Source organism: Nocardioides yefusunii, from assembly GCF_004014875.1.
GTDB lineage: Bacteria > Actinomycetota > Actinomycetes > Propionibacteriales > Nocardioidaceae > Nocardioides > Nocardioides yefusunii.
This window is the reverse complement of record NZ_CP034929.1, coordinates 3,190,686-3,208,852: the sequence shown is the minus strand read 5'-3', so window position 1 is coordinate 3,208,852 and position 18,167 is coordinate 3,190,686. Positions and strand designations below refer to the sequence as shown.

The 18,167-nt window shown below is 70.5% G+C and carries 19 protein-coding genes and 1 tRNA gene; 13 read left to right on the top strand and 7 right to left on the bottom strand.

Annotated elements, in window-relative coordinates:
- Position 1 precedes the first annotated feature (1 nt).
- The gene (locus EOV43_RS14735; RefSeq protein ID WP_128221957.1) at positions 2 to 1,855 is read left to right on the top strand and encodes a hypothetical protein; all 1,854 of its coding nucleotides are present in this window, start codon (positions 2 to 4) and stop codon (positions 1,853 to 1,855) included.
- Between the two features lie 140 nt (positions 1,856 to 1,995).
- On the top strand, positions 1,996 to 2,226 hold the full coding sequence (locus EOV43_RS14730) for a biotin/lipoyl-binding carrier protein (RefSeq protein ID WP_128221956.1): 231 nt from the start codon (positions 1,996 to 1,998) through the stop codon (positions 2,224 to 2,226).
- A 110-nt stretch (positions 2,227 to 2,336) separates the two neighbouring features.
- Here EOV43_RS14730 and EOV43_RS14725 read toward each other — a convergent pair whose 3' ends face one another.
- The 3 genes from EOV43_RS14725 to EOV43_RS14715 form a co-directional block, all read right to left on the bottom strand.
- Entirely contained in the window at positions 2,337 to 2,537 is a 201-nt protein-coding gene (locus EOV43_RS14725; RefSeq protein WP_128221955.1) for a hypothetical protein, read from the bottom strand.
- Between the two features lie 65 nt (positions 2,538 to 2,602).
- Positions 2,603 to 3,415 (bottom strand): sulfite exporter TauE/SafE family protein, encoded by an 813-nt coding sequence (locus tag EOV43_RS14720; protein ID WP_128221954.1) that lies wholly within the window; start codon positions 3,413 to 3,415, stop codon positions 2,603 to 2,605.
- Positions 3,412 to 4,776, bottom strand: coding sequence for an MBL fold metallo-hydrolase (locus EOV43_RS14715; RefSeq protein ID WP_128221953.1), 1,365 nt, complete (start codon positions 4,774 to 4,776; stop codon positions 3,412 to 3,414). The genes EOV43_RS14720 and EOV43_RS14715 overlap by 4 nt, the downstream gene beginning before the upstream one ends.
- Positions 4,777 to 4,956: 180 nt before the next feature.
- Here EOV43_RS14715 and EOV43_RS14710 point away from each other — a divergent pair, with 180 nt between their 5' ends.
- The 8 genes from EOV43_RS14710 (at position 4,957) to EOV43_RS14675 (ending at position 13,872) form a co-directional block, all read left to right on the top strand.
- Positions 4,957 to 7,323, top strand: coding sequence for an SCO7613 C-terminal domain-containing membrane protein (locus EOV43_RS14710; protein WP_128221952.1), 2,367 nt, complete (start codon positions 4,957 to 4,959; stop codon positions 7,321 to 7,323).
- 179 nt (positions 7,324 to 7,502) lie between these two features.
- On the top strand, positions 7,503 to 8,111 hold the full coding sequence (locus tag EOV43_RS14705) for an RNA polymerase sigma factor (RefSeq protein WP_164878736.1): 609 nt from the start codon (positions 7,503 to 7,505) through the stop codon (positions 8,109 to 8,111).
- Positions 8,104 to 9,114, top strand: coding sequence for a hypothetical protein (locus EOV43_RS14700; RefSeq protein ID WP_128221950.1), 1,011 nt, complete (start codon positions 8,104 to 8,106; stop codon positions 9,112 to 9,114). Before EOV43_RS14705 ends, EOV43_RS14700 begins: the two co-directional genes overlap by 8 nt.
- A 23-nt stretch (positions 9,115 to 9,137) precedes the next feature.
- The gene (locus EOV43_RS14695) at positions 9,138 to 10,025 is read left to right on the top strand and encodes a hypothetical protein (protein ID WP_128221949.1); all 888 of its coding nucleotides are present in this window, start codon (positions 9,138 to 9,140) and stop codon (positions 10,023 to 10,025) included.
- A complete protein-coding gene (locus tag EOV43_RS14690) occupies positions 10,018 to 11,292 on the top strand; it encodes a peptidoglycan-binding protein (protein WP_128221948.1) in 1,275 nt (424 codons plus the stop codon). Before EOV43_RS14695 ends, EOV43_RS14690 begins: the two co-directional genes overlap by 8 nt.
- Positions 11,289 to 11,984, top strand: coding sequence for an ABC transporter ATP-binding protein (locus EOV43_RS14685; protein ID WP_206611346.1), 696 nt, complete (start codon positions 11,289 to 11,291; stop codon positions 11,982 to 11,984). Before EOV43_RS14690 ends, EOV43_RS14685 begins: the two co-directional genes overlap by 4 nt.
- On the top strand, positions 11,972 to 13,189 hold the full coding sequence (locus EOV43_RS14680) for an ABC transporter permease (protein ID WP_206611345.1): 1,218 nt from the start codon (positions 11,972 to 11,974) through the stop codon (positions 13,187 to 13,189). Before EOV43_RS14685 ends, EOV43_RS14680 begins: the two co-directional genes overlap by 13 nt.
- Before the next feature lie 239 nt (positions 13,190 to 13,428).
- Positions 13,429 to 13,872, top strand: a complete 444-nt coding sequence (locus tag EOV43_RS14675) for a hypothetical protein (RefSeq protein WP_128221947.1) — start codon at positions 13,429 to 13,431, stop codon at positions 13,870 to 13,872.
- Positions 13,873 to 14,044: 172 nt separating this feature from the next.
- Here the strand turns inward: EOV43_RS14675 and EOV43_RS14670 are convergent, their stop codons facing one another.
- Positions 14,045 to 14,359: a hypothetical protein gene (locus tag EOV43_RS14670; protein ID WP_128221946.1), complete on the bottom strand. Its 315-nt coding sequence runs from the start codon at positions 14,357 to 14,359 to the stop codon at positions 14,045 to 14,047.
- Positions 14,360 to 14,730: 371 nt separating this feature from the next.
- Here EOV43_RS14670 and EOV43_RS14665 point away from each other — a divergent pair, with 371 nt between their 5' ends.
- Positions 14,731 to 14,997 (top strand): metal-sensitive transcriptional regulator, encoded by a 267-nt coding sequence (locus EOV43_RS14665; RefSeq protein ID WP_206611344.1) that lies wholly within the window; start codon positions 14,731 to 14,733, stop codon positions 14,995 to 14,997.
- Positions 14,998 to 15,181: 184 nt separating this feature from the next.
- The gene (locus tag EOV43_RS14660) at positions 15,182 to 16,075 is read left to right on the top strand and encodes a hypothetical protein (RefSeq protein ID WP_128221944.1); all 894 of its coding nucleotides are present in this window, start codon (positions 15,182 to 15,184) and stop codon (positions 16,073 to 16,075) included.
- A 70-nt stretch (positions 16,076 to 16,145) separates the two neighbouring features.
- On the opposite strand, the gene EOV43_RS14655 is transcribed toward EOV43_RS14660, so the two are convergent.
- From EOV43_RS14655 to EOV43_RS14645, 3 genes are all read right to left on the bottom strand, one after another.
- A tRNA-Ser gene (locus EOV43_RS14655) sits at positions 16,146 to 16,235 on the bottom strand.
- Between the two features lie 92 nt (positions 16,236 to 16,327).
- The gene (gene tadA / locus EOV43_RS14650) at positions 16,328 to 16,786 is read right to left on the bottom strand and encodes a tRNA adenosine(34) deaminase TadA (RefSeq protein ID WP_277745801.1); all 459 of its coding nucleotides are present in this window, start codon (positions 16,784 to 16,786) and stop codon (positions 16,328 to 16,330) included.
- A 6-nt stretch (positions 16,787 to 16,792) separates the two neighbouring features.
- On the bottom strand, positions 16,793 to 17,308 hold the full coding sequence (locus tag EOV43_RS14645) for a tRNA adenosine deaminase-associated protein (protein WP_128221943.1): 516 nt from the start codon (positions 17,306 to 17,308) through the stop codon (positions 16,793 to 16,795).
- Between the two features lie 176 nt (positions 17,309 to 17,484).
- Here EOV43_RS14645 and upp point away from each other — a divergent pair, with 176 nt between their 5' ends.
- Positions 17,485 to 18,126: a uracil phosphoribosyltransferase gene (gene upp, locus EOV43_RS14640; RefSeq protein WP_128221942.1), complete on the top strand. Its 642-nt coding sequence runs from the start codon at positions 17,485 to 17,487 to the stop codon at positions 18,124 to 18,126.
- The last annotated feature ends 41 nt before the right edge of the window (positions 18,127 to 18,167 follow it).

Genomic DNA, 18,167 nt, shown 5'->3' with positions numbered 1-18,167 from the left:
GGTGTCACAGACGCCCGGTCACCACACCGCCCTGCCTCCCGAGCCTGACGGCCCCGACCCGACTCCGGGCCCTCCACCTGCCGCGTCCGACTACGTCCCGCGTCGGGTGAGCGGCAAGCGCGCCGCTGAACCCACCACGGGCACGTTCCCGGCGATCGACGCCCCGCTCTTGGGCGACGCCCCGGCCGGTCGTCGCGTGCGTCCCACAGGTGGCAAGCGTGCCGCGGAGCCCATCACCGGCACCTTCGCCGCGATCGACGCCCCGCTGCTCGGCGACGAGCCCGGCGGACGTCGGATCAAGGCGGTCGCTCCGGTCTCATCGGCCACCGGAACCCAGGAACGGGTGGCGATCAGGTCCTTCGACCACACCGACGAGATCCCGGCCGTCCAGGTGGTCGTGCCCGACGACCGCCAGCGCTTCGTGCGGCAGCCGGTCGAGGGTGCGGTCGCCGTCCCGGCACCGGTCGTGCCCGCGCAGGCCGAGGGGAAGGTCGGCGCAGCCGAGAACGGTGAGGACACCGCCTCGATCGAGGCTTCCCAGGGCTCCGGTCCCGCGTCGGCAGGCCCGACCCGTCCCGCGCGCACGCCCCGCAAGCCGGTGGCGAAGAAGCTGGTCATGCCCGAGCCGCTGCCGGTCTCCACCGAACAGCACCCGGTCGTCTCCGAGTCGGACCTGCCCGAAGCCGAGCGTCGTGGCGAGTTCACGGCGTTCACCCCCGAGGCAGCCGCGGTGGCTGCTGCCGCGGTGGCCGCTGGTGACAAGGCCGCTGCGGAGAACGCCTCCACCGACGAGGCTGACCGCCCGACGTTCCTCGCTCGGCTCACGGCGCTGCGTCCCTCTGGCGACGCCGAGGGAGCGAGTCTCCTGGAGCGTCTCCGGATCACGGGCCCCGAGGGTGCCTCGGCCCGTTTGAAGGCACTCAGCGGTGCCCTCGCGGTCGGAGTCCTGTTGCTCGCGCTCGCTGCGCTGCACGTCGGACCGGGCTGGTTCGACGGCCTCGGCGCGGTGTTGGTGATGGCGACCTACTGCTGGGCCGCTGCGGCTCGCACGGGTGGGCGTCAGGTGGTCTTCTCGGTGCTGGGCCTGGTGATCGCGGTGGCTGCGCTCGTCGTCGGAGGTGACGTGCTGCGCAGTGGTGCGTCGGTGATGATGACGGTGGTCGCCGGTGTCCTGGCGGTCCTGCTGACGGTCCCGGCGAAGACGGTGCTGATCGCGGTGCGTGAGGTCGCGATCGCCACCGCGGTGGCCTCGATCGGTGCATTCGCATCGATCGGGTTCGAGCCGGTCGCGAGCACCGCGAGCTTCGAGATCGTCACCCTCTGCATCGGCATGGCCGCGATGGTGACGCTGGTGTGGCGCTTCGCCGCGGGCCTGCACGGCCTCGGCACGCGTGGTCTCGTGATCGTCGTGGTCGGCACGGTCCTGCTCGGTGCCGGTCAGGTCTACTCCGAACTGCTGCGCACCTACACCGACGGCGGTCCGCTGCCCACCGGTGGCCTGAGCGAGTGGGTCCGCGACACCTTCGGTGCCGCCCCACGCACCACGACGGTCCTGCTCGGCATCCCGGCGCTGCTCTACGGCGTCCACATGCGTGCACGTCGTCGTCAGGGCTGGTGGGTCTGCACGTTCGGTGTGGCCGCGATGGTCCCGGTGGCGGGTCGCCTGGTGAACCTGGAGACCTCGTACGTCGAGGCCGGTCTGCAGACGTTCTACTCGGTCGCCCTGGGTTGCCTGCTCGGCTTCGTGGTGATCCGTCTCGACCAGCGCCTCACCGGCACCCGCGGTTCGCGGGCCCGGGAGCTGGAGGAGGAGACGGCGATGCGCCCCGAGCCGCGTCGTTTCGCCTCGCTCTGAGTCCCTGCGCCACCTCGAAGGCCTCTCCCGGCACCGCGCCGGGGGAGGCCTTCGTCGTCGGGGAGCACTGCAGATGCTGGTTACCGACGGGTGTTGGCACTGGTTACCGGTACCTACCGGTAACGCTTAGCGTCGCTGGCATGGCACGAGTGAAGACGACGAAGATCGCGGCCGAGATGGTCGCCAACATTTTGGAGATCCCGGTCGCGGTGGGTGACCGGATCGAGGTCGGTGAGACCGTCGCGCTGCTCGAGTCGATGAAGATGGAGATCCCCGTCCTCGCCGAGCAGGCAGGCGTGGTCACCGAGGTGGTCGCGCAGGCCGGCGACGTCGTCCAGGAGGGTGACGTCCTCGTCGTCGTCGAGGGCTGACGCCCTCGAGGACCGGCTCCGTCGAGAACAGAGTTCTCCGGAAGCATCACGAGCCGCCTGCCCCGGCGTGGGGACGGGCGGCTCGGTGCGTTCCCCGAGTGGGGGACGGGTCAGGAGTTCTTGCGCATCCAGCCCAGCAGGCCCTTGCCGGGAGTGAGCTTGCCGGCGGGCTTCACGTCAGCGGGCGCGGCGTCGTCGTGACCGTCGCACCACATCTCGGCCGGGACGGCGCTCTTCACGTCGTCGACGTGCATGCCGCATCCGGCCCAGGTGGTCTTGCCGCACTTCTTGCAGGCGGTGGGTCGGCACATGAGGGGGCTCCTTGGGTGTGGGTGGGGGAGGGTCCCGGCTGCTGCCGGGAGCGGACGGTTCGGGGTCAGAGGTGGGCCAGGACGGACTCGCCGAGCACGAACACGGCGATCGTCAGCACCAGGACGGTGAACGCCCGGTGCAGCAGGGCGCGGTTGACGCGTCCTGAGAGGCGGGTGCCGACGACGGTCGCGACGGCGGTGGCGCCGGTGAGCGCGGCGACGACGTCCCAGTCGGGGTGGACGCCGGTGCCGGAGCGGATCATCAGCGCCGCGCTGGAGGTGACGACGATGACGAGCATCGAGGTCGCGGCGGCGTTGCGCATCGGCAGGCCGAGCGCCATCACCAGCGCGGGCACCACCAGGAACCCGCCGCCGACGCCGAGGAATCCGGTCAGGAACCCGACGAGCGTCGCGGTCAGCACGATCTGCAGGGCGCGCGGCCACTCCAGGTGAAAGGTGGGCCGGAAGCCGATCACGGGGGTGTCGAAGCCGGACTCGCCCGCACCGGCGCCGGGGCGTCGGGCCCGCACGGCCATCGAGATGCCGACCAGCAGCATCACGACGCCGAAGCAGAGCATCAGCACGTCCTCGGAGACGTGTTCGGAGGCGAGCGCGCCGATCGTGGTGCCGCCCAGGGCGACGGCGCCGAAGGTGAGGCCGCGCGCCACCATCACGGTGCGGTGGCGCAGCGAGGTGAGCACGCCCATCAACGACGAGACCCCGACGACGACGAGGGCGCCGGTGGCCGCCTCGGTCCCGGACTGCCCCAGGACGTGCGTCAGCACCGGGATGGCCAGGATCGATCCACCGGCTCCGAGCATTCCCAGGCTCAGGCCGATGAGTGCTCCGAAGAGCACGGCTGCCAGCACCGTGGTCATCGGACCAGTCCCACCTCGCGTGCGGAGTCGAAGGAGTCGTCGACGGCCACGACGTCGAGGCCGGCAGCGGCCAGGATCGAGGCGGCCGCGGCGGCACGGTATCCGGCGGCGCAGTGCACCCAGGCCTGTCCGGCCGGAATCTCTCCGGCGCGCTGGACCAGTTCGGGCAGCGGGACGTTGACGGCGCCGTCGATGTGGGCCTCGGCGAACTCGTTGCGGTTGCGGACGTCGACGACGACGACGTCGCGGTGGTGCAGGACGTCGGCGAGGTCGGCGAAGGTGGCGGTCGGGTAGGAGCCGGTGACGCCGTCGGTGGTGAATTCGGCGGGCGTGCCGGTGGCGTGTGCGGCGGGTCGGTCGATGCCGATCCGGACCAGTTCACGCTGCGCCTGGGCGACCTGCTCGACGCTCTCACCCAGCAGCGTCAGCGGGGTGCCCCACGTGATGATCCAGCCCAGGTAGGTCGCGAACGGGCCTTCGATGCCGAAGTTGAACGTGCCCGGCGCGTGCTCGGCGGCGAACGCGGTGCGGTTGCGCAGGTCGACCACCCATTCGCCGTCGGCGAGACGACGACGCAGCTCTTCGGCGTCGGCGCGTTCGGGCAGTGTCAGGTCGGGGGCGGCCGGGCCGGAGGAGTTCGCGGGCGCCATGTGGGCGTAGTAGGCGGGCCAGGCGTTGAGTCCGGCGAGGATCGCCTCCACCCAGTCGTCCTCGTCCTGGGTGAGGGCCGGGTTGCGGAGGCGTTCGTCGCCGATGGTCGACGACGTCGCGTCGGACTGGGTCGCGGAGCAGAACGAACCGAAGCCGTGGGTGGGGTGCACGGTCGCGGCGTCGGGGAGCAGGTCGGCGAGGCGGTGCACCGAGGCGTGCTGGCTGCGCACGAGCGTGTCGGTGTGCTCGGGGCCGAGCAGGTCGGGGCGCCCGGTGGCACCGAAGAGCAGGGAGCCGCCGGTGAGCACGGCGGTGGCGGCCTCGAGGCCGGCGCCGGCGGGGGAGACGGCGTAGGCGAGGTGGGTGAAGGTGTGGCCCGGCGTCGCGAGGACGGTGACGTCCATCGTCCCGACGGTGATGACGTCGCCGTCGTGGACACCGTGGTGGTCGAAGGTGACGTCGTCGTCGGCGTTGAGGGAGTACGTCGCGTCGACGGCGTGCGCGAGGGCGTGGCCACCGGTGACGTAGTCGTTGTGGACGTGGGTCTCGAAGACGTGGGTGATCCGGACGCCGGCATCGGCGGCTGCGGCGAGCATCCGGTCGATGTCGCGTTGAGGGTCGACGACGAACGCGACCTCACCGTCGTGGACGAGGTAGCTGCGGTCGCCGAGGCTGGGCGTCTCGACGGTGATCACGGTGCTCGGGGTCATTCCGGACTCTCCTCTCATAACCCCCAGGGGGGTTGCGTTCAACGTAGCACTAACCCCCCAGGGGGTTCCATTTCGTCGTTCCGGAACCGGTCGTCGACCTCCGGCTGAGGACGACTGCCGACCCGAAATGAGTACGTGCACCCATGCCCACCATGCGCTGCGCGGGTGAACATTCGGAACATGACCACCTCTGCGACCTCCTCCGGTGACGACGTCCGGGCGCCCGACGGGCTCGTCTACGGCACCGCGCACGCCCCGTTCACCTGCCCCGGATGCTGGGCACGGGTCGCGGCGGGCACCTCGATCTGTCCCCGCTGCCACACTCGCTTCACCGGCGCCCTGGCCGGACGCCTGTGGTGGCTCGAAGGAAACCTCGACCGGCTGGCCGCCGAACGCGAGCGCGTCGCCGCCGAGGCCGGACGGACCCGGCATGCACTGATGCAGGAGTCCGGGACGGTCCTCGACGACCGCCCTGCTGCCTCTGCCGCCCCTGCTGCTCCGGCTGCTCCCCGTGCGTCGACCGTGGTGCCGCCGCTCCCGCCGACCCGCTATCCGGCTACCCCGTACCCGACCACTGTGGGTGCGCAGGCGTCGTCGACGTGGGGCGGCCAGCAGTTGCTGCTCGCCCTGGGCGGATTCCTGCTGCTCTCGGGCAGCGCGTTCTTCCTCGCCGTCATCTGGGACCTGATCGGCCTCACCGGTCAGGCGATCGTGATGGCCGTCCTCACCCTGTCCGCCGCCGGGAGCGCTCGCGCCGCCACCCGCCGCGGCCTCGGTGCCGCCGCCGAGACCGCCGCCTGCCTCGCTCTGGGACTCCTCGTCCTCGACGTCGTCGCGGCTCGCAACCTCGGCCTGTGGGGGCTCGACGACGTCGACGGTGCGCTCTACTTCGGCGCCGCCGCGTTGGGCTCGGCGCTGCTGATCACCGGCTTCGACCTGATCGTCCCGACCAGGCGTGCCGTCGTCTACCGCCCGGTCGCGGCGCTGCTCGCCGCCGGATCGGCCTGGTCGCTCTACTCCCTGGGCGACGAGGCCCGCCTGCTGCAGGTCAGCGCCGTCGCCCTCGTCGTCGGACTCTGGGGTGGCCTGGTCGCCCTCGCCGCTCAGGCCTACGAGCGGTTCCGTGGGTCCGCGGACGGTGCTGCGAAGCCCCGCCTCGGTGCCCCGGCTTGGCTCGCCCTGATCCTCGGCGGCCTGTCGGTCGCGACCCACTGGTTCCTCGCGCTGGTCGTGGCCTACGGCCCGAGTGGTGACGACTCGCGCTGGCTCGCCACGCTGGTGCTCGTTCCCCTCCCCGCAGCAGTGCTGGTCGGATGCGCGGTGCTGCGTCGTCGTGGTGTCGCCCTCGACCCGACCTGGTGGTGGCTCGCAGGGATCGCCCTCGCGGCCGTCGTCGGAGTCCCGATCTGGGCTGCCCCGCGGGGTTGGCTGCTCGGGGTGGCCGTCGTCGTCGCCGTCGCGCTCGTGGTCCTGGTGATCGCCCCCGGTCTCGTCGCCCCGGCGCGGGCCTCGGCCCGTCACCTCGAACTCGCCGCGCACCTGCTGGGCTTCGCCTCTGCCGGGCTCTGGCTGCTCCTGCTGGTCCTCGACGGTTCGGGTGCGACCTCCATGCCGGCCCTGCTCGACGGCGAGGAGTACGCCGGCGAGATGGCCTGGTGGGCGCCCGCCGTGCCCGTCGCCGGTCTCCTCGTCACGGCTGTGGTCCGGGCTCTGCGCTCGGTGAACGCGACCGGTTGGGTGGCTGCGAGCTGGGTGCTCGCAGGTGTCGGACTGGCCACCTCGATGCGGCAGCAGTCGCTCGAGGACGCACTCCTCCCGACGACGGCCCTCGCTGTTGCCGCCCTCGTCGCCGCGACGCTGACCGCGCTGGCGGAGCGCCGGGGTGCCGCCACTTCCGGCGGTGACGTCGAGGCACTGCACCTCGGGGCTGCTGCGGTCTACGGTCTGGTCGCCCTCGTCGCCGCCGGAATGACCGGGCAGGGGGAGCTGCAGGTGGTCGCGGCGGTGCTCGCCGCTGGCCTGGTCCTGCACGCCTGCGCCCCGCGTCGTCTCTTCTCCGCCGACATCGCGGTCGCACTGGTTGCCGGGGCCGTCGTCCTCGAACTCGCCGAGGCCGACGTCGACCTCGTCGAGGCCTACTTCGTGGTCCCGATGCTGGGGTGGCTCGCCGTCGGGATCGTCCGCAAGCTGACGGGCGGCGCCCGGTCCAGCTGGGCCGTCGTCGGAGTTCCGATCATGGTCGGCCTCTACCCGAGCCTGCTGATCTCACTGGTCGGGGACGACGACGCCCGCACCCTGCTGGTCACGCTGGGCGCAGTGATCCTGCTGCTCGCCGGATGCGCCTACCGCTGGATGGCGCCGGTGGTCCTCGGCGCCGTCGCGCTCGGCGTGGTCGGGTGGACCTGGGGCGGCATGTGGGTCTCCTACGTGCCGGGCTGGATCAACCTGACCGTCGCCGGAGCAGTGCTGCTCACGGTGGGTGTGTGCTGGGAGAGCGCAGTGAAGGCAGGTCGGGCCGGGAGCCACTGGGTCTCCAGCCTCTGGTGACCCTGCAGGCAGGGGTCTGGTCGAGGAACCCGTCACCGGCTCAGGTGACGGGTTCCTCGGTGCGCAGGGTGCGTCCGGTTGCACACTGACGGGGACGCCCTCGGACATGCTGAACAGAAAAGTTGTCGTCATCGGGAACCGGAGTCGTTCCGGGGGCAATACCTGATGTGAGGACAACAGTGGAACGACCCGACGGACGTGATCAGCACGTCGGCGGCAGCGACGACGGAGAACTGATCCGTCTCTCGCTCGACGACCCGTCCGTCTTCGGGGAGCTGTTCGAACGCCACGCGACCAAGGTGCAGTCCTACCTGCGTACCCGAGTCCCCGACGTGGTGGCCGACGACCTGTTGGCGCAGACCTTCGTGACCGCCTTCGAACGCCGTGACGGGTTCCGTGCCGACGCCTCCAGCGCGCTCCCGTGGCTGTTGGGCATCGCAACCAACCTGGCGCGGGGACACTGGCGCACCGAGGCCCGCCGCACGTCGTTGACGGCGCGGCTCAGCGGACGCCGCGAAGTCTCCCTCGAGGGGCACTACGAGATCGACGCGGTGCTCGCCCGCGTCGACTCTCCCCACACGCGTGCCGTGATCGGGGAGTCCCTGGCTCGGCTGCGTCCGGCCGAACGGGACGTGCTGATGCTGAGCGCCTGGGAAGGCCTGAAGAACCCCGAGATCGCCGAGGCACTCGGCATCCCCGTGGGCACGGTCAAGTCGCGGCTCAGTCGCGCCCGTGCCGCCGTCGCGACCTCGCTGTCGGACCTGACCGAAGGGACCTGGAATGCGTGACGCACTGGAGTGGTTCGAGGAGCAGCGTCCCCCGAGCGAGCAGGCCAAGGACGACCTGTCGCTGGCGCGGGCCCGACGCACCCTGGACCAGTACCTGTCCCTGCAGGCCGCCCAGCAGCCTCCGGCCCAGCCCGTCCTGGTGGTGTCCGAACCGATCACCGAGATGCGCCCCCGTCGTGCTCACCGAGTGGTTGCGCTCGCGGCCGCGGCCGCGGTGATCGTCGGGCTCCTCGGTGCCGCAGCTCCTCGTTTCGCGACGCCGCACGCCGACGCTGCTGTGGTCCAGGTGCTCAACGCCGCCGCCCAGAACGTGTCGGAGCCGGTCGGGACGGGTGCCCACCGCCGCGTCCGCAGTGTCGCCGTCACCTGGAGTGGCGCCTACGACCAGGATCGCGAACTGATCCGGGACGGCCGGGGTGCTCCGCTCCTGTGGCAGGAGGAACGGGTCGTGGAAACCTGGATCCCCACGTCGGGTGCGGGCGACTGGGTGGTGCGGGTGACCACCACGCCGCGTTCGTTCCAGAGCGAGGCGGCACGGTCCGTCGCAGATGCGCCGAAGGAGGAGACCAGGCGTGCCCCGGGTGGGCAGTTCGCCGACGGCTGGAGCGTCTCCGCGCCTGACCACTACGACGACCACCCGCGTGATCCCCGTGCCCTGATCGACCATCTGCGTGAGCACCCGCGCGGCGCGAATCCTGCCGACTCGCAGGCCTTCACCGACGCCGCTGACATCCTCATCGCTCCCGGAGCCCCGGACGACCTCAAGGTGTCCCTGCTGCGCGCCCTCTGCCTGCTGGAGGGGTCGAGCCTCGAGCCGTCGATCACCCTGCCCAGTGGCGTGAACGGTGTCGGTATCGCGTTCCCGGGCAGCGACACCTTGGTCTTCGACCCCAGCACACACCGTCTCCTCGGTCTCGTCTCCCCGGACGAGTACCCGGGGCAGGCCTCGCCCGTCCGAGTCGTCGAGTACGTCGACGAGTTCACCGACCAGGTTCCGCAGTGACGAACCGGAAGCAGAGGAACACCATGCGCACCTCTCGAGCAGTCCGCCTTGCCGCCGTCGCGGCTCTGCTGGCCCTTGCCGCCGGTTGCAGCGGGAACGCCGCGGACGACGGAACTCCGCTGGACGTCAACGACGCCCCGGCTGTCACGTCGAAGGAGCAGATCGTGCTGCCGTTCGACGCCTACTCGCTGAGCACCGAGCAGGACCGGCTCAACCTCCAGGCGATCAGCATGCTGCTCTCGCAGTGCGGTGAGAAGTACGGCGTGCCCGTTCAGGTCCCGGTGGGCCAGAACCCGGCGTTGGAGGAACTCAACGCTCGCCGCTACGGCATCATCGACGGCCGCCGCGCCCAGACGCACGGCTACCGGCCCGAGCTCTCCTCCGCCGAGACGGCTCCGCGCAACGGCTGGGACCCGACCCCGCTGCAGCAGGCGGTTCTCACCGGTGACGTCACGGGCGTGACCGGTGCGGACCTGAGTGCTGTCCCCGTGGGCGGTTGCTACGCCGAGGTCAACGCGCAGTTGGGTGGCGACGAGCCGTCGTTGGTCCAGGACCTCGGGGCCGGGATCTACGCCGAGGCCGAGCAGGACGAGCGGGTGCAGACGACCTGGCAGGAGTGGTCGGACTGCATGGAGGAGAAGGGCTACGAGTACTCGTCGCCGTGGGAGCCGAACAACGCGGACTGGCCGACCGAGGTGAGTGGCGACGAGGTGCGCACGGCCGTCGACGACGTCGAGTGCCGAGAGCGCACCAACCTGGTCGGTGTCTGGATGGCCGTGGAGACGGCGCTCCAGCGTGAGGCCGTCGAGCGCAACCCCGAAGGCTTCTCGGCTGCCAAGGAGTGGCACGAGACCCGGGTCCGTTCCGTCTCCGAGGCACTCGGTGCGACGGGCGGTGCGGGGCGTGGCTGACGCGCTCGAGGGCCTTGACGAGCAGGCTCCCCGCTCCCGCCGACGCGCGTTGGTGCTGCTGGTCTCGTTGACCGTTCTCAGCACGGCCGTCAGCCTGGGCGCGATGCGTCTGGTGCGTTCGCCCGCCCAGGAGGCTGCGGACGCGGCGCCGCCGCCGCGCTCGGTGCTGAGCGCCGAGGTCGTGCGGCAGGAGGTGAGCGACGAGATCGTGGCGCGCGGCACCGTGAAGGTTCCGCGGCGCACGGCTGTCGCTCCGGAAGCGCCTGCAGGTGCGGCGCGCGCGGTGGTGACCGAGCTCGAGGTGGGTTCCGGTGACCGGGTGCGCAGCGGACAGATGCTGCTCGAGGTGTCGGGGCGTCCGGTGTTCGTGCTCGAGGGAAAGGTCCCGATGTTCCGCGAGATCCGCAGGGGCGACCAGGGACGTGACGTCCGTCAGCTCCAGCAGGCGCTGGCGGCGCTGGGACACCGCAACACGGACGCTGTGGGAGTGTTCGGTCCTTCGACCCAGGCTGCGGTGACGCGCTGGTACGCAGCGGCCGGTCACACGCCGGTCGGCTCGCTGGAGGTCGCTGCGGCGGCCGGTGACGCACCTGTTGCTGACGCAGGTCGGACGCCGGCTCGGGACGGTGACGGCGAGGAGGGCGATGCGTCTGCCGAGGTCGTGCGCGACCCGGCGGTCGTGCTGCGTGAGCAGATGGCTGCCGCCGTCACCGTCCCGATGGCTGAGGTGGTCTTCGTGCCGCGCCTGCCGAGCCGGGTCTCTGCGGTGCGGGTCAAGGTGGGATCGACGCTCAGTGGCAGTGCGCTCACGTTGAGCGACACCGCTCCGGTGGTCGTCGCCCAGCTCAACCCGGCGGACGCGGCTCTCGTCGAGGTCGGACAGCGCGCCGACCTGACGGACCCCGGCACGGGCAAGAACGTCGCAGGCACCGTCGTCCGGGTGGGTGCCGCGGTGCGTGACGCTTCCGGGGGCCTGTCGGTGCCGGTACGGATCGAGCCCGACGACCGGCTCGCCTTCGGGCTGGCCGGCACGGAGTTCCAGGTCTCGGTGGTGAAGAGCGCCGGTGCTGCGGCCGCGCTGGCGGTGCCGTTGAGTGCGCTGACCACCAGCGCCAACGGTGAGACGTCGGTGTCGGTGTTGTCCCAGGACGGATCACAGCGTCGGGTGAAGGTTCGCGCGGGCGTGGTGGGCGGTGGCTTCGTCGAGGTCGCCGGCGACCTCGCGGCGGGCCAGCGAGTGGTCGTGGGCGAAGGACGTGTCTCGTGACGCCTGCGGTGGTGGAACTCGTCGCGCTGGGGCGCACCTACCCGGGGCACCCTCCGGTGCGGGCGCTGCGTCCCTGTTCGCTGCAGGTCCGGGCGGGCGACTTCGTCACCGTCGTGGGGCCTTCGGGCTCGGGCAAGAGCACGTTGCTCAACGTGCTGGGGCTCCTCGACCGTCCGTCGGAAGGGGTCTACCTGCTCGACGGGGAGGACGTCGCGGCGTTGTCGGAGCGGCAGCGCACGCGGGTGCGGGGCACCCGGATCGGTTTCGTGTTCCAGTCGTTCCAGTTGTTGCGCCACCGCAGTGCGGTGGAGAACGTGATGCTGCCGCTGGCGTACCAGGGGGTGCCGCGGGCGGAACAGCAGGAGCGTGCCGAGCAGGCGCTCGTGGACGTCGGTCTGGGGCACCGTCGCCAGGCGTTGCCGTCGCACATGTCGGGCGGTGAGCGTCAGCGGGTTGCGGTGGCGCGGGCACTGGTCACCAGACCGAGCATCCTGCTGTGCGACGAACCGACCGGCAACCTCGACTCGACGACGACCGGTGCGGTGCTGGGGCTGTTCCGGGAGCTGAACTCTCGCGGCACGACGATCGTGCTGATCACCCACGACCCCGCGGTTGCTGCCGAGGGCACACGCCGTGTGGTGATCCGCGACGGTCTTCTCGAGGAGCCCGAGGCGGCGTCGTGGGCCTCGTGAAGGGTGGGGGGATCCCGCTGCGGATGCTGCTGGCCGAGGGGCTCGCGGGCATCCTCCAGAGACCGGGCCGGTCAGCCTTGACGACGCTCGGGACGCTGCTGGGCGTCGGTTCGTTCGTGGCGGTCCTGGGCATCACCGGGTCTGCGGACGGCCAGATCTCGAAGCGGTTCGACGCCTTGTCGGCGACCGAGGTCAGCGTCGAGTCGAACGGTGTCGCTGACCCGGTCTCGGGGCGGGTGTCGTCGGAGTTCCCCTCGGGTACGGAGGAGCAGGTCGCCCGGATCAACGGTGTGGTCGGCGCAGGCCGGCTCTGGGACCTCGGCGCGAGCGTCCGTGTCGGTGCGCGAGCGCCGGGCAGCGGGGTGCCGGCGCAGAGCGGTGCCATCTCGGTGACGGCTGCGTCGCCCGGCCTGTGGGACGTCGTGCGCCCGCAGGTGGAGGGCAGGGTCTTCGACGAGGCCCTGGCTGAGCACGACGTCGCGGTCGTGGGGCGCAGCATCCACCGCCAGTTGGCGCTGGGGCCGTTGGAGACCGCTCCGGCCGTCTTCGTCGACGACGTCCCGTTCACCGTGATCGGGATCGTCGACGACGCGGAGCGGCTGACCGACTCGTTGCTCTCCGTCATCGTCCCGGCCGACCGGGTGACTGCCCGCTGGGGTGAGCCCGCAGGGACGGACCGCATGCTGGTGGAGACGAGTCTGGGGGCGGCTGCCCAGGTCGCGGAGCAGGTCCCGGTGGCGTTGCGTCCCGACCACCCGACCGCCCTCCGGGCGACGGCTCCGCTGGATCCGCGGAAGCTGCGGGAGACGGTCTCGGGAGATCTCGACGCACTGTTCGTTGCGCTGGCCGGGATCTGTCTCTTCATCGGTGCGGTGGGGATCGCCAACACCACGCTGGTGGCGGTGCTGGAACGCATCCCGGAGATCGGACTGCGTCGGGCGCTGGGGGCGTCTCCGGCTCAGGTGGGGACCCAGTTCCTGCTGGAGAGCATCCTGCTGGGGACGTTCGGTGGGTTGCTGGGGACGATGCTCGGGACGCTGGTGACCCTGACGGTGGCGTTGGCCAGGGACTGGACGGCGCTGTTGTCGCCCTGGATCGTGATGGGCGCTCCGGTGCTCGGTGCTCTCGCCGGGCTCCTGGCGGGCGTCTACCCGGCGTTGCGCGCCGCACGGATCGAGCCGGTGGAGGCCTTCCGGCGCGACTGACGAGGACCGCCGCCGCGACACGGAACGACCGTGAGGAGCTGCGCCGCTGACGGAAGTGAATCTCCTCATTGATTCATTTCCGTCGAGAACGCTGCCCTTTTACTTCTTGTCGTGTGATCCGGGGGAAGTCGAAGAAAATGCAAAAGAATTCGAATCTCGGTGTGATCCAAAGCCTCTTCTTGCGATGAATGATTGAAGGTCCGGCCACAAAGAAGAGTCGGCTCGAGATTGGAGCAAAAATGTCGCACAAGAAGATCACTGCTGCTGTTGGTGTCGCTCTGGGGATGTTGGCCATTGCGGGAGTCCCGCAGTCGGCCCACGCTCTTTCGGGCAACCAGACCCTGCACCCGGACACCGGTGCCTCCGGTACGAGCCTCAACATCGGAACGATCTGGCAGAACGCCAACCAGGGCGGCTACTGGATCAAGTTCAAGGGTGGCGCCCAGTGCACTGCCTCCTACGCCAACCTCGACTACACGGAGCGTTCGCTGGCCGAGGAGGACTTCGACAACAGGGCGTCCTCGATCGCCGACTACAACAGCTGTGACACTGCGCTGTTCCAGTACGCGAACTTCCTCGGCGACCGCAGCGGTGGCGCGGACGGTTGGTTCGACGCGGGTGACAGCGGCAACTACAACCTCTCCGCCTGGAACGACAAGGCCAGCTCGATCCAGTGGACCTGATTTGAGCCGATGGGCGCCGAGGATTCTCGGCGCCCATCCGTCGTGTGCGCGTGTCGAGGTGGCATTCGTGCAGGTGGGGCGGCGTTCGTGACGGCCTGGTGGCTGTCGGGCGCCGCCCCTTCGGCGTGCCCGTGGCGGGCGCCCCCGCGGGCACGGGGGGCGCCCGGGAATGTCAGTCGGCGTCCTGCAGAGCGGCGATCCGGCGGCGCAGGCGGAAGACCTTCGTGGTGAAGGAGGAGGGGGAGATCTCCAGTCTGGCGGCACCATGTGAGGGGGCGAGTCCTTGCATGAAGGCGACCTCGAAGAGCCGCTTCTCCGTGCTGCTCAGGCTCTGGTAGGTGAGGTGTGCGCGATCGCGCTCGGCCACGTCCGCGGAGACGTCGCCCTCGCCCACGGGCTGCATCTCGTCCCAGTCACTCAGGAAGCGGTGGTCGTGGTGTCTGCGTGTGCGGCGCTGGAACTCCTGGAGAACCTTGTTGCGGGCCACGCCGATGGCCCAGGGGCGCCACTGGGGGCGCTGTTCGGGAATTCGTTCCCTGGAGCGTCAGAGACTTTCGAAGGTGTCGGCGCAGATGTCCTGCGTGGTCTGGAAGTCGAAGTGTCTCGAGATGAATGCATAAATGGTGGATTCAGTGTCTTGATAGAACAGGGAGAATTTCTCTTCGTTCATGCCGACGAGGATAGCTGGAACTCGGTTCCGGAGGTGTCGAAAAAAAACATTTTGAATTCATGTTTGAAGTCGCATCGCGGGTGTCTTCGAGGGGCGTTGTCGCAGGTGTGCGTGAATGCCGGAGCACGCGTGTCGAGCAATCCCCCCAGGGGGTTGTAGGGTGGACGGGAACCTGTCGAGGAGGAACCGTGCAGCTGGACGCCGCCGATGTGAAGCCCGTCGTGACCCGGATGAAGCGGGCCCACGGCCACCTGGCCACCGTGATCCGCATGCTCGAGGAAGGGGCCGAGTGCGAGGACGCGCTCACCCAGCTCGCAGCGGTCAACAAGGCACTCAGCAAGGCCGGCTTCGCGCTGGTTGCCACCGGCATGCAGGAGTGCATGCGCGCCGCCGACGGTGACGCCGACGCCGTCGACACCGCGCGCATGGAGAAGCTCTTCCTCTCCTTCGCCTGACGCTCCGTACCGCTCCTTGGCTGCGGCAGTAGTTGCCTGATTTCGGGGAGTCGGAGAGGCCCAAGACGCACGTACTGTCGGGGTGTCGGCTGAACCGGAGTCAGCGACTCGTCGGTGTTCGGAGGACGTCATGGTGCGCAACGGTCTGGGGGGACTGGGAGTTCTGCGCAGGTGGACGGCAGCCGTGGTTGGCTCAGCCGCTGTCTCGCTGGTCATGACGTCCCCGAACCCGGCTGCCGCACGGCCCGCGCAGGCCGCGCCATCGGCCACCACCGTGCAGGTCAAGAACCTGGGCATCTCCCAGGCTCGCCCGGTCGTCGGCAGCACCGTCGCCGTCACCGGCCGGATCGCCGTGCCACGTCAGGCGCGCACGGCCCGCACCGTCACGCTGCAGACGAAGACCACGTCGAAGAAGTGGCGCACCGTCGCCCGATCCCACGTGAAGGGGAACGGGACGTTCCGGTTCGCCCGGCCCGTCACCACCACCGGACGTCGGACGTTCCGGGTGGTCGTCACCGGCAAGCAGACGAAGCGGACCGTCAGCCGCAGCGTCGTCGTGAACGCCCGGGCCGCGAAGGCGCCGGCCGTGAGGCGCGTGACGCCGTTTCCCGCCGCTCCCGTCGTCCCACTTGCAGGATCCAGCGCGGTGCGCGACGAACTCGGCCGCACCGTGGTCACCTACCGCGCCGCCCACGGCCGTCGAGCCGCCGGCACGAACGTCTGCCTCGACGACTGGGCCACCTACTTCGCAGACCGGATGGCCACCACCGGCTTCTTCGTCCACTCCGGCGCCCCGGACTGGCGCGTCCAGGGGCCCGGTCACGTCCGGCTCCAGATCGCCTGCGTCGACCAGGCTCCCGACGTCGTGCGTCAGGAAGCGATCGCCCACGTCACTGACCTCGGCCCCGACGCCGCCCCGTCTGCAGTCGCGGCAGCTGCCTTCGCCGAGCTCACCTCCTGGTGGGCCCATGACGACGTCCTGCTCGACGACTTCGGCTCCGAGCGCGTCATGTCCGTCGGCGTCGCGCACCGGGCCGGGGACGGTTGGTACGTCGTCATCGCCTTCGCCGCCGCCTGACGTCGCCGCCCGCCCGGGTGGGCGCGGAAATGCAAAGAAACCCCGCTGGCGAACCAGCGGGGTTTCTCCATGGCGGTGCCGGAGGGATTTGAACCCTCGGTGGAGTCACCCCCACAAACGCTTTCGAGGCGTTCTCCTTAGGCCGCTCGGACACGGCACCGAGAGGAACGTTACTGGAGAGAGGCCCTCATGGGTAATCCGGGGTCACGCCGAAGTGACGACGCCGGCCACCGTCGGAGGCGTCGTCGCAGGTCAGGAGCGGTGCTGGGAGAAGAAGTCGACCAGCATGCGGGTCGACTCGTCCGCGAGGACGCCCGAGATCACTTCGGGGCGGTGGTTGAGGCGACGGTCCCGAACGACGTCCCACAGACTCCCGACGGCTCCGGCCTTGTCGTCGAAGGCACCGAAGACGATCCGCTCCACGCGCGAGAGCACCGCCGCGCCGGCGCACATCGTGCACGGCTCCAGCGTCACCACCAGGGTGCAGCCCTCCAGGCGCCACTCGCCGACGGCCTGCGCCGCCTGACGCAGCGCCACCACCTCGGCGTGACCGGTCGGGTCGGCGTCGGCCTCACGGACGTTGCGACCGAAACCGATCGGCTCACCCGTGGGGGAGAGGACGACCGCACCGATCGGGACGTCGTCGGTGGCCAGGGCCTCGTGCGCCTGTGTCAGGGCGAGCCGCATCGCGGCCTCCCACTGCTCGTGCAGCACGGCTCAGAGGGAGTCGAGGCCCGCGGCCTCGTCGAACTCGCGGCCGAAGCCGAGGCGGGTGGCGATCGTGGAGAGCATCTCGTCAGGGTAGAGCTCGACGTCGTCGAGCAGCACACCCATGTCGACCGGGTGCATGCCGAGGTCGGCGACGATCCCGAGGTCGCCGGCCGGGCCGTCGTCGTCCTCGTCGGGGTCGGGCAGGGCGAGGTGGTCGAGCACGGACGCGGCGAGGTCCCACTCGGTGCTCGCGGTGACGTCGGAGAGCAGGACCCGGGTCCGGGAGCCGTCGACGCGGACCAGCACGAAGAAGTCGTCGTCGACGGTGACGAGGGCCAGTGCTCCGGCGTCGCCGTCGAACTCGCGCAGGGCTGCACCCAGGGTGGCGACCGACTCGACGTCGTCGTCGTCCAGGTCATCCACCTGCCACTGCCCGCCGACGCGGAACGCAGCGAAAGCGAGGTCCACCGGCTCGGACTCGTCGAGGTCGGGGACGTCGGGGCGGGGGTCGAGCTCGGTCATGGCTGCTCCGGAGTCGAGGACGGCACGCGTGGGGTGTGCTGGAGGTGCTGAAGTGGCCGAGACGGGCGCCGGGGACGGCGTCCTCGCCAAGCGTGACAGAACCGAGACCGTCGGCCAAGGGGAGGGGGCGTTCTTCGGCTCCGGGAGACGCGGTCGGGTCGACTAGGCTGGGGTCCATGCGCATCCAGGTCGTCGACCACCCGCTCGTCTCCCACAAGCTCACCACGCTGCGGGACGAGAACACCGACTCCCCGACGTTCCGTCGGCTCGCCGACGAACTGGTGACGCTGCTGGCCTACGAGGCCACGCGCGGCGTCCGCGTCCGTGAGGTCGAGATCAAGACCCCGGTCGCCCCGGCCACCGGTGTGAAGCTCGAGACCCCGACCCCGCTGGTCGTCCCGATCCTGCGCGCCGGTCTGGGCATGCTCGACGGCATGGTCCGTCTGCTCCCGACCGCCGAGGTCGGCTTCCTGGGCATGGTCCGCGACGAGGAGACCCTCGAGGTCTCCACCTACGCCGACCGTCTCCCCAAGGACCTCTCGGGTCGTCAGGTGTACGTCGTCGACCCGATGCTCGCCACCGGTGCGACCCTCGCGCAGGCGATCCGTTTCCTCGTCGAGCGCGGCGCCAACGACATCACCGCCATCACCCTGCTCGCTGCGCCCGAGGGCATCGCCGTCCTCGAGAACGAGATGGCCGACCTCGAGGTGCCCGTCACCCTGGTCACCGCCGCCGTCGACGAGAAGCTCAACGAGAAGGGCTACATCGTCCCCGGTCTCGGTGACGCCGGCGACCGCCTCTACGGCGTCGCCCACTGACCCAGCCTCGCGAGCGGCCCGGTCACGGGTCGCCCAGGCGC

Bases quoted from the DNA above. Each gene is read 5' to 3' on its own strand.
- EOV43_RS14710 (WP_128221952.1), top strand. From the start codon at position 4,957: ATGACCACCTCTGCGACCTCCTCCGGTGACGACGTCCGGGCGCCCGAC.
- EOV43_RS14695 (WP_128221949.1), top strand. From the start codon at position 9,138: ATGCGCACCTCTCGAGCAGTCCGCCTTGCCGCCGTCGCGGCTCTGCTG.
- EOV43_RS14675 (WP_128221947.1), top strand. From the start codon at position 13,429: ATGTCGCACAAGAAGATCACTGCTGCTGTTGGTGTCGCTCTGGGGATG.
- EOV43_RS14725 (WP_128221955.1), bottom strand. From the start codon at position 2,537: ATGTGCCGACCCACCGCCTGCAAGAAGTGCGGCAAGACCACCTGGGCC.
- EOV43_RS14715 (WP_128221953.1), bottom strand. From the start codon at position 4,776: ATGACCCCGAGCACCGTGATCACCGTCGAGACGCCCAGCCTCGGCGAC.
- upp (WP_128221942.1), top strand. From the start codon at position 17,485: ATGCGCATCCAGGTCGTCGACCACCCGCTCGTCTCCCACAAGCTCACC.
- EOV43_RS14700 (WP_128221950.1), top strand. From the start codon at position 8,104: ATGCGTGACGCACTGGAGTGGTTCGAGGAGCAGCGTCCCCCGAGCGAG.
- EOV43_RS14720 (WP_128221954.1), bottom strand. From the start codon at position 3,415: ATGACCACGGTGCTGGCAGCCGTGCTCTTCGGAGCACTCATCGGCCTG.
- EOV43_RS14730 (WP_128221956.1), top strand. From the start codon at position 1,996: ATGGCACGAGTGAAGACGACGAAGATCGCGGCCGAGATGGTCGCCAAC.
- EOV43_RS14645 (WP_128221943.1), bottom strand. From the start codon at position 17,308: ATGACCGAGCTCGACCCCCGCCCCGACGTCCCCGACCTCGACGAGTCC.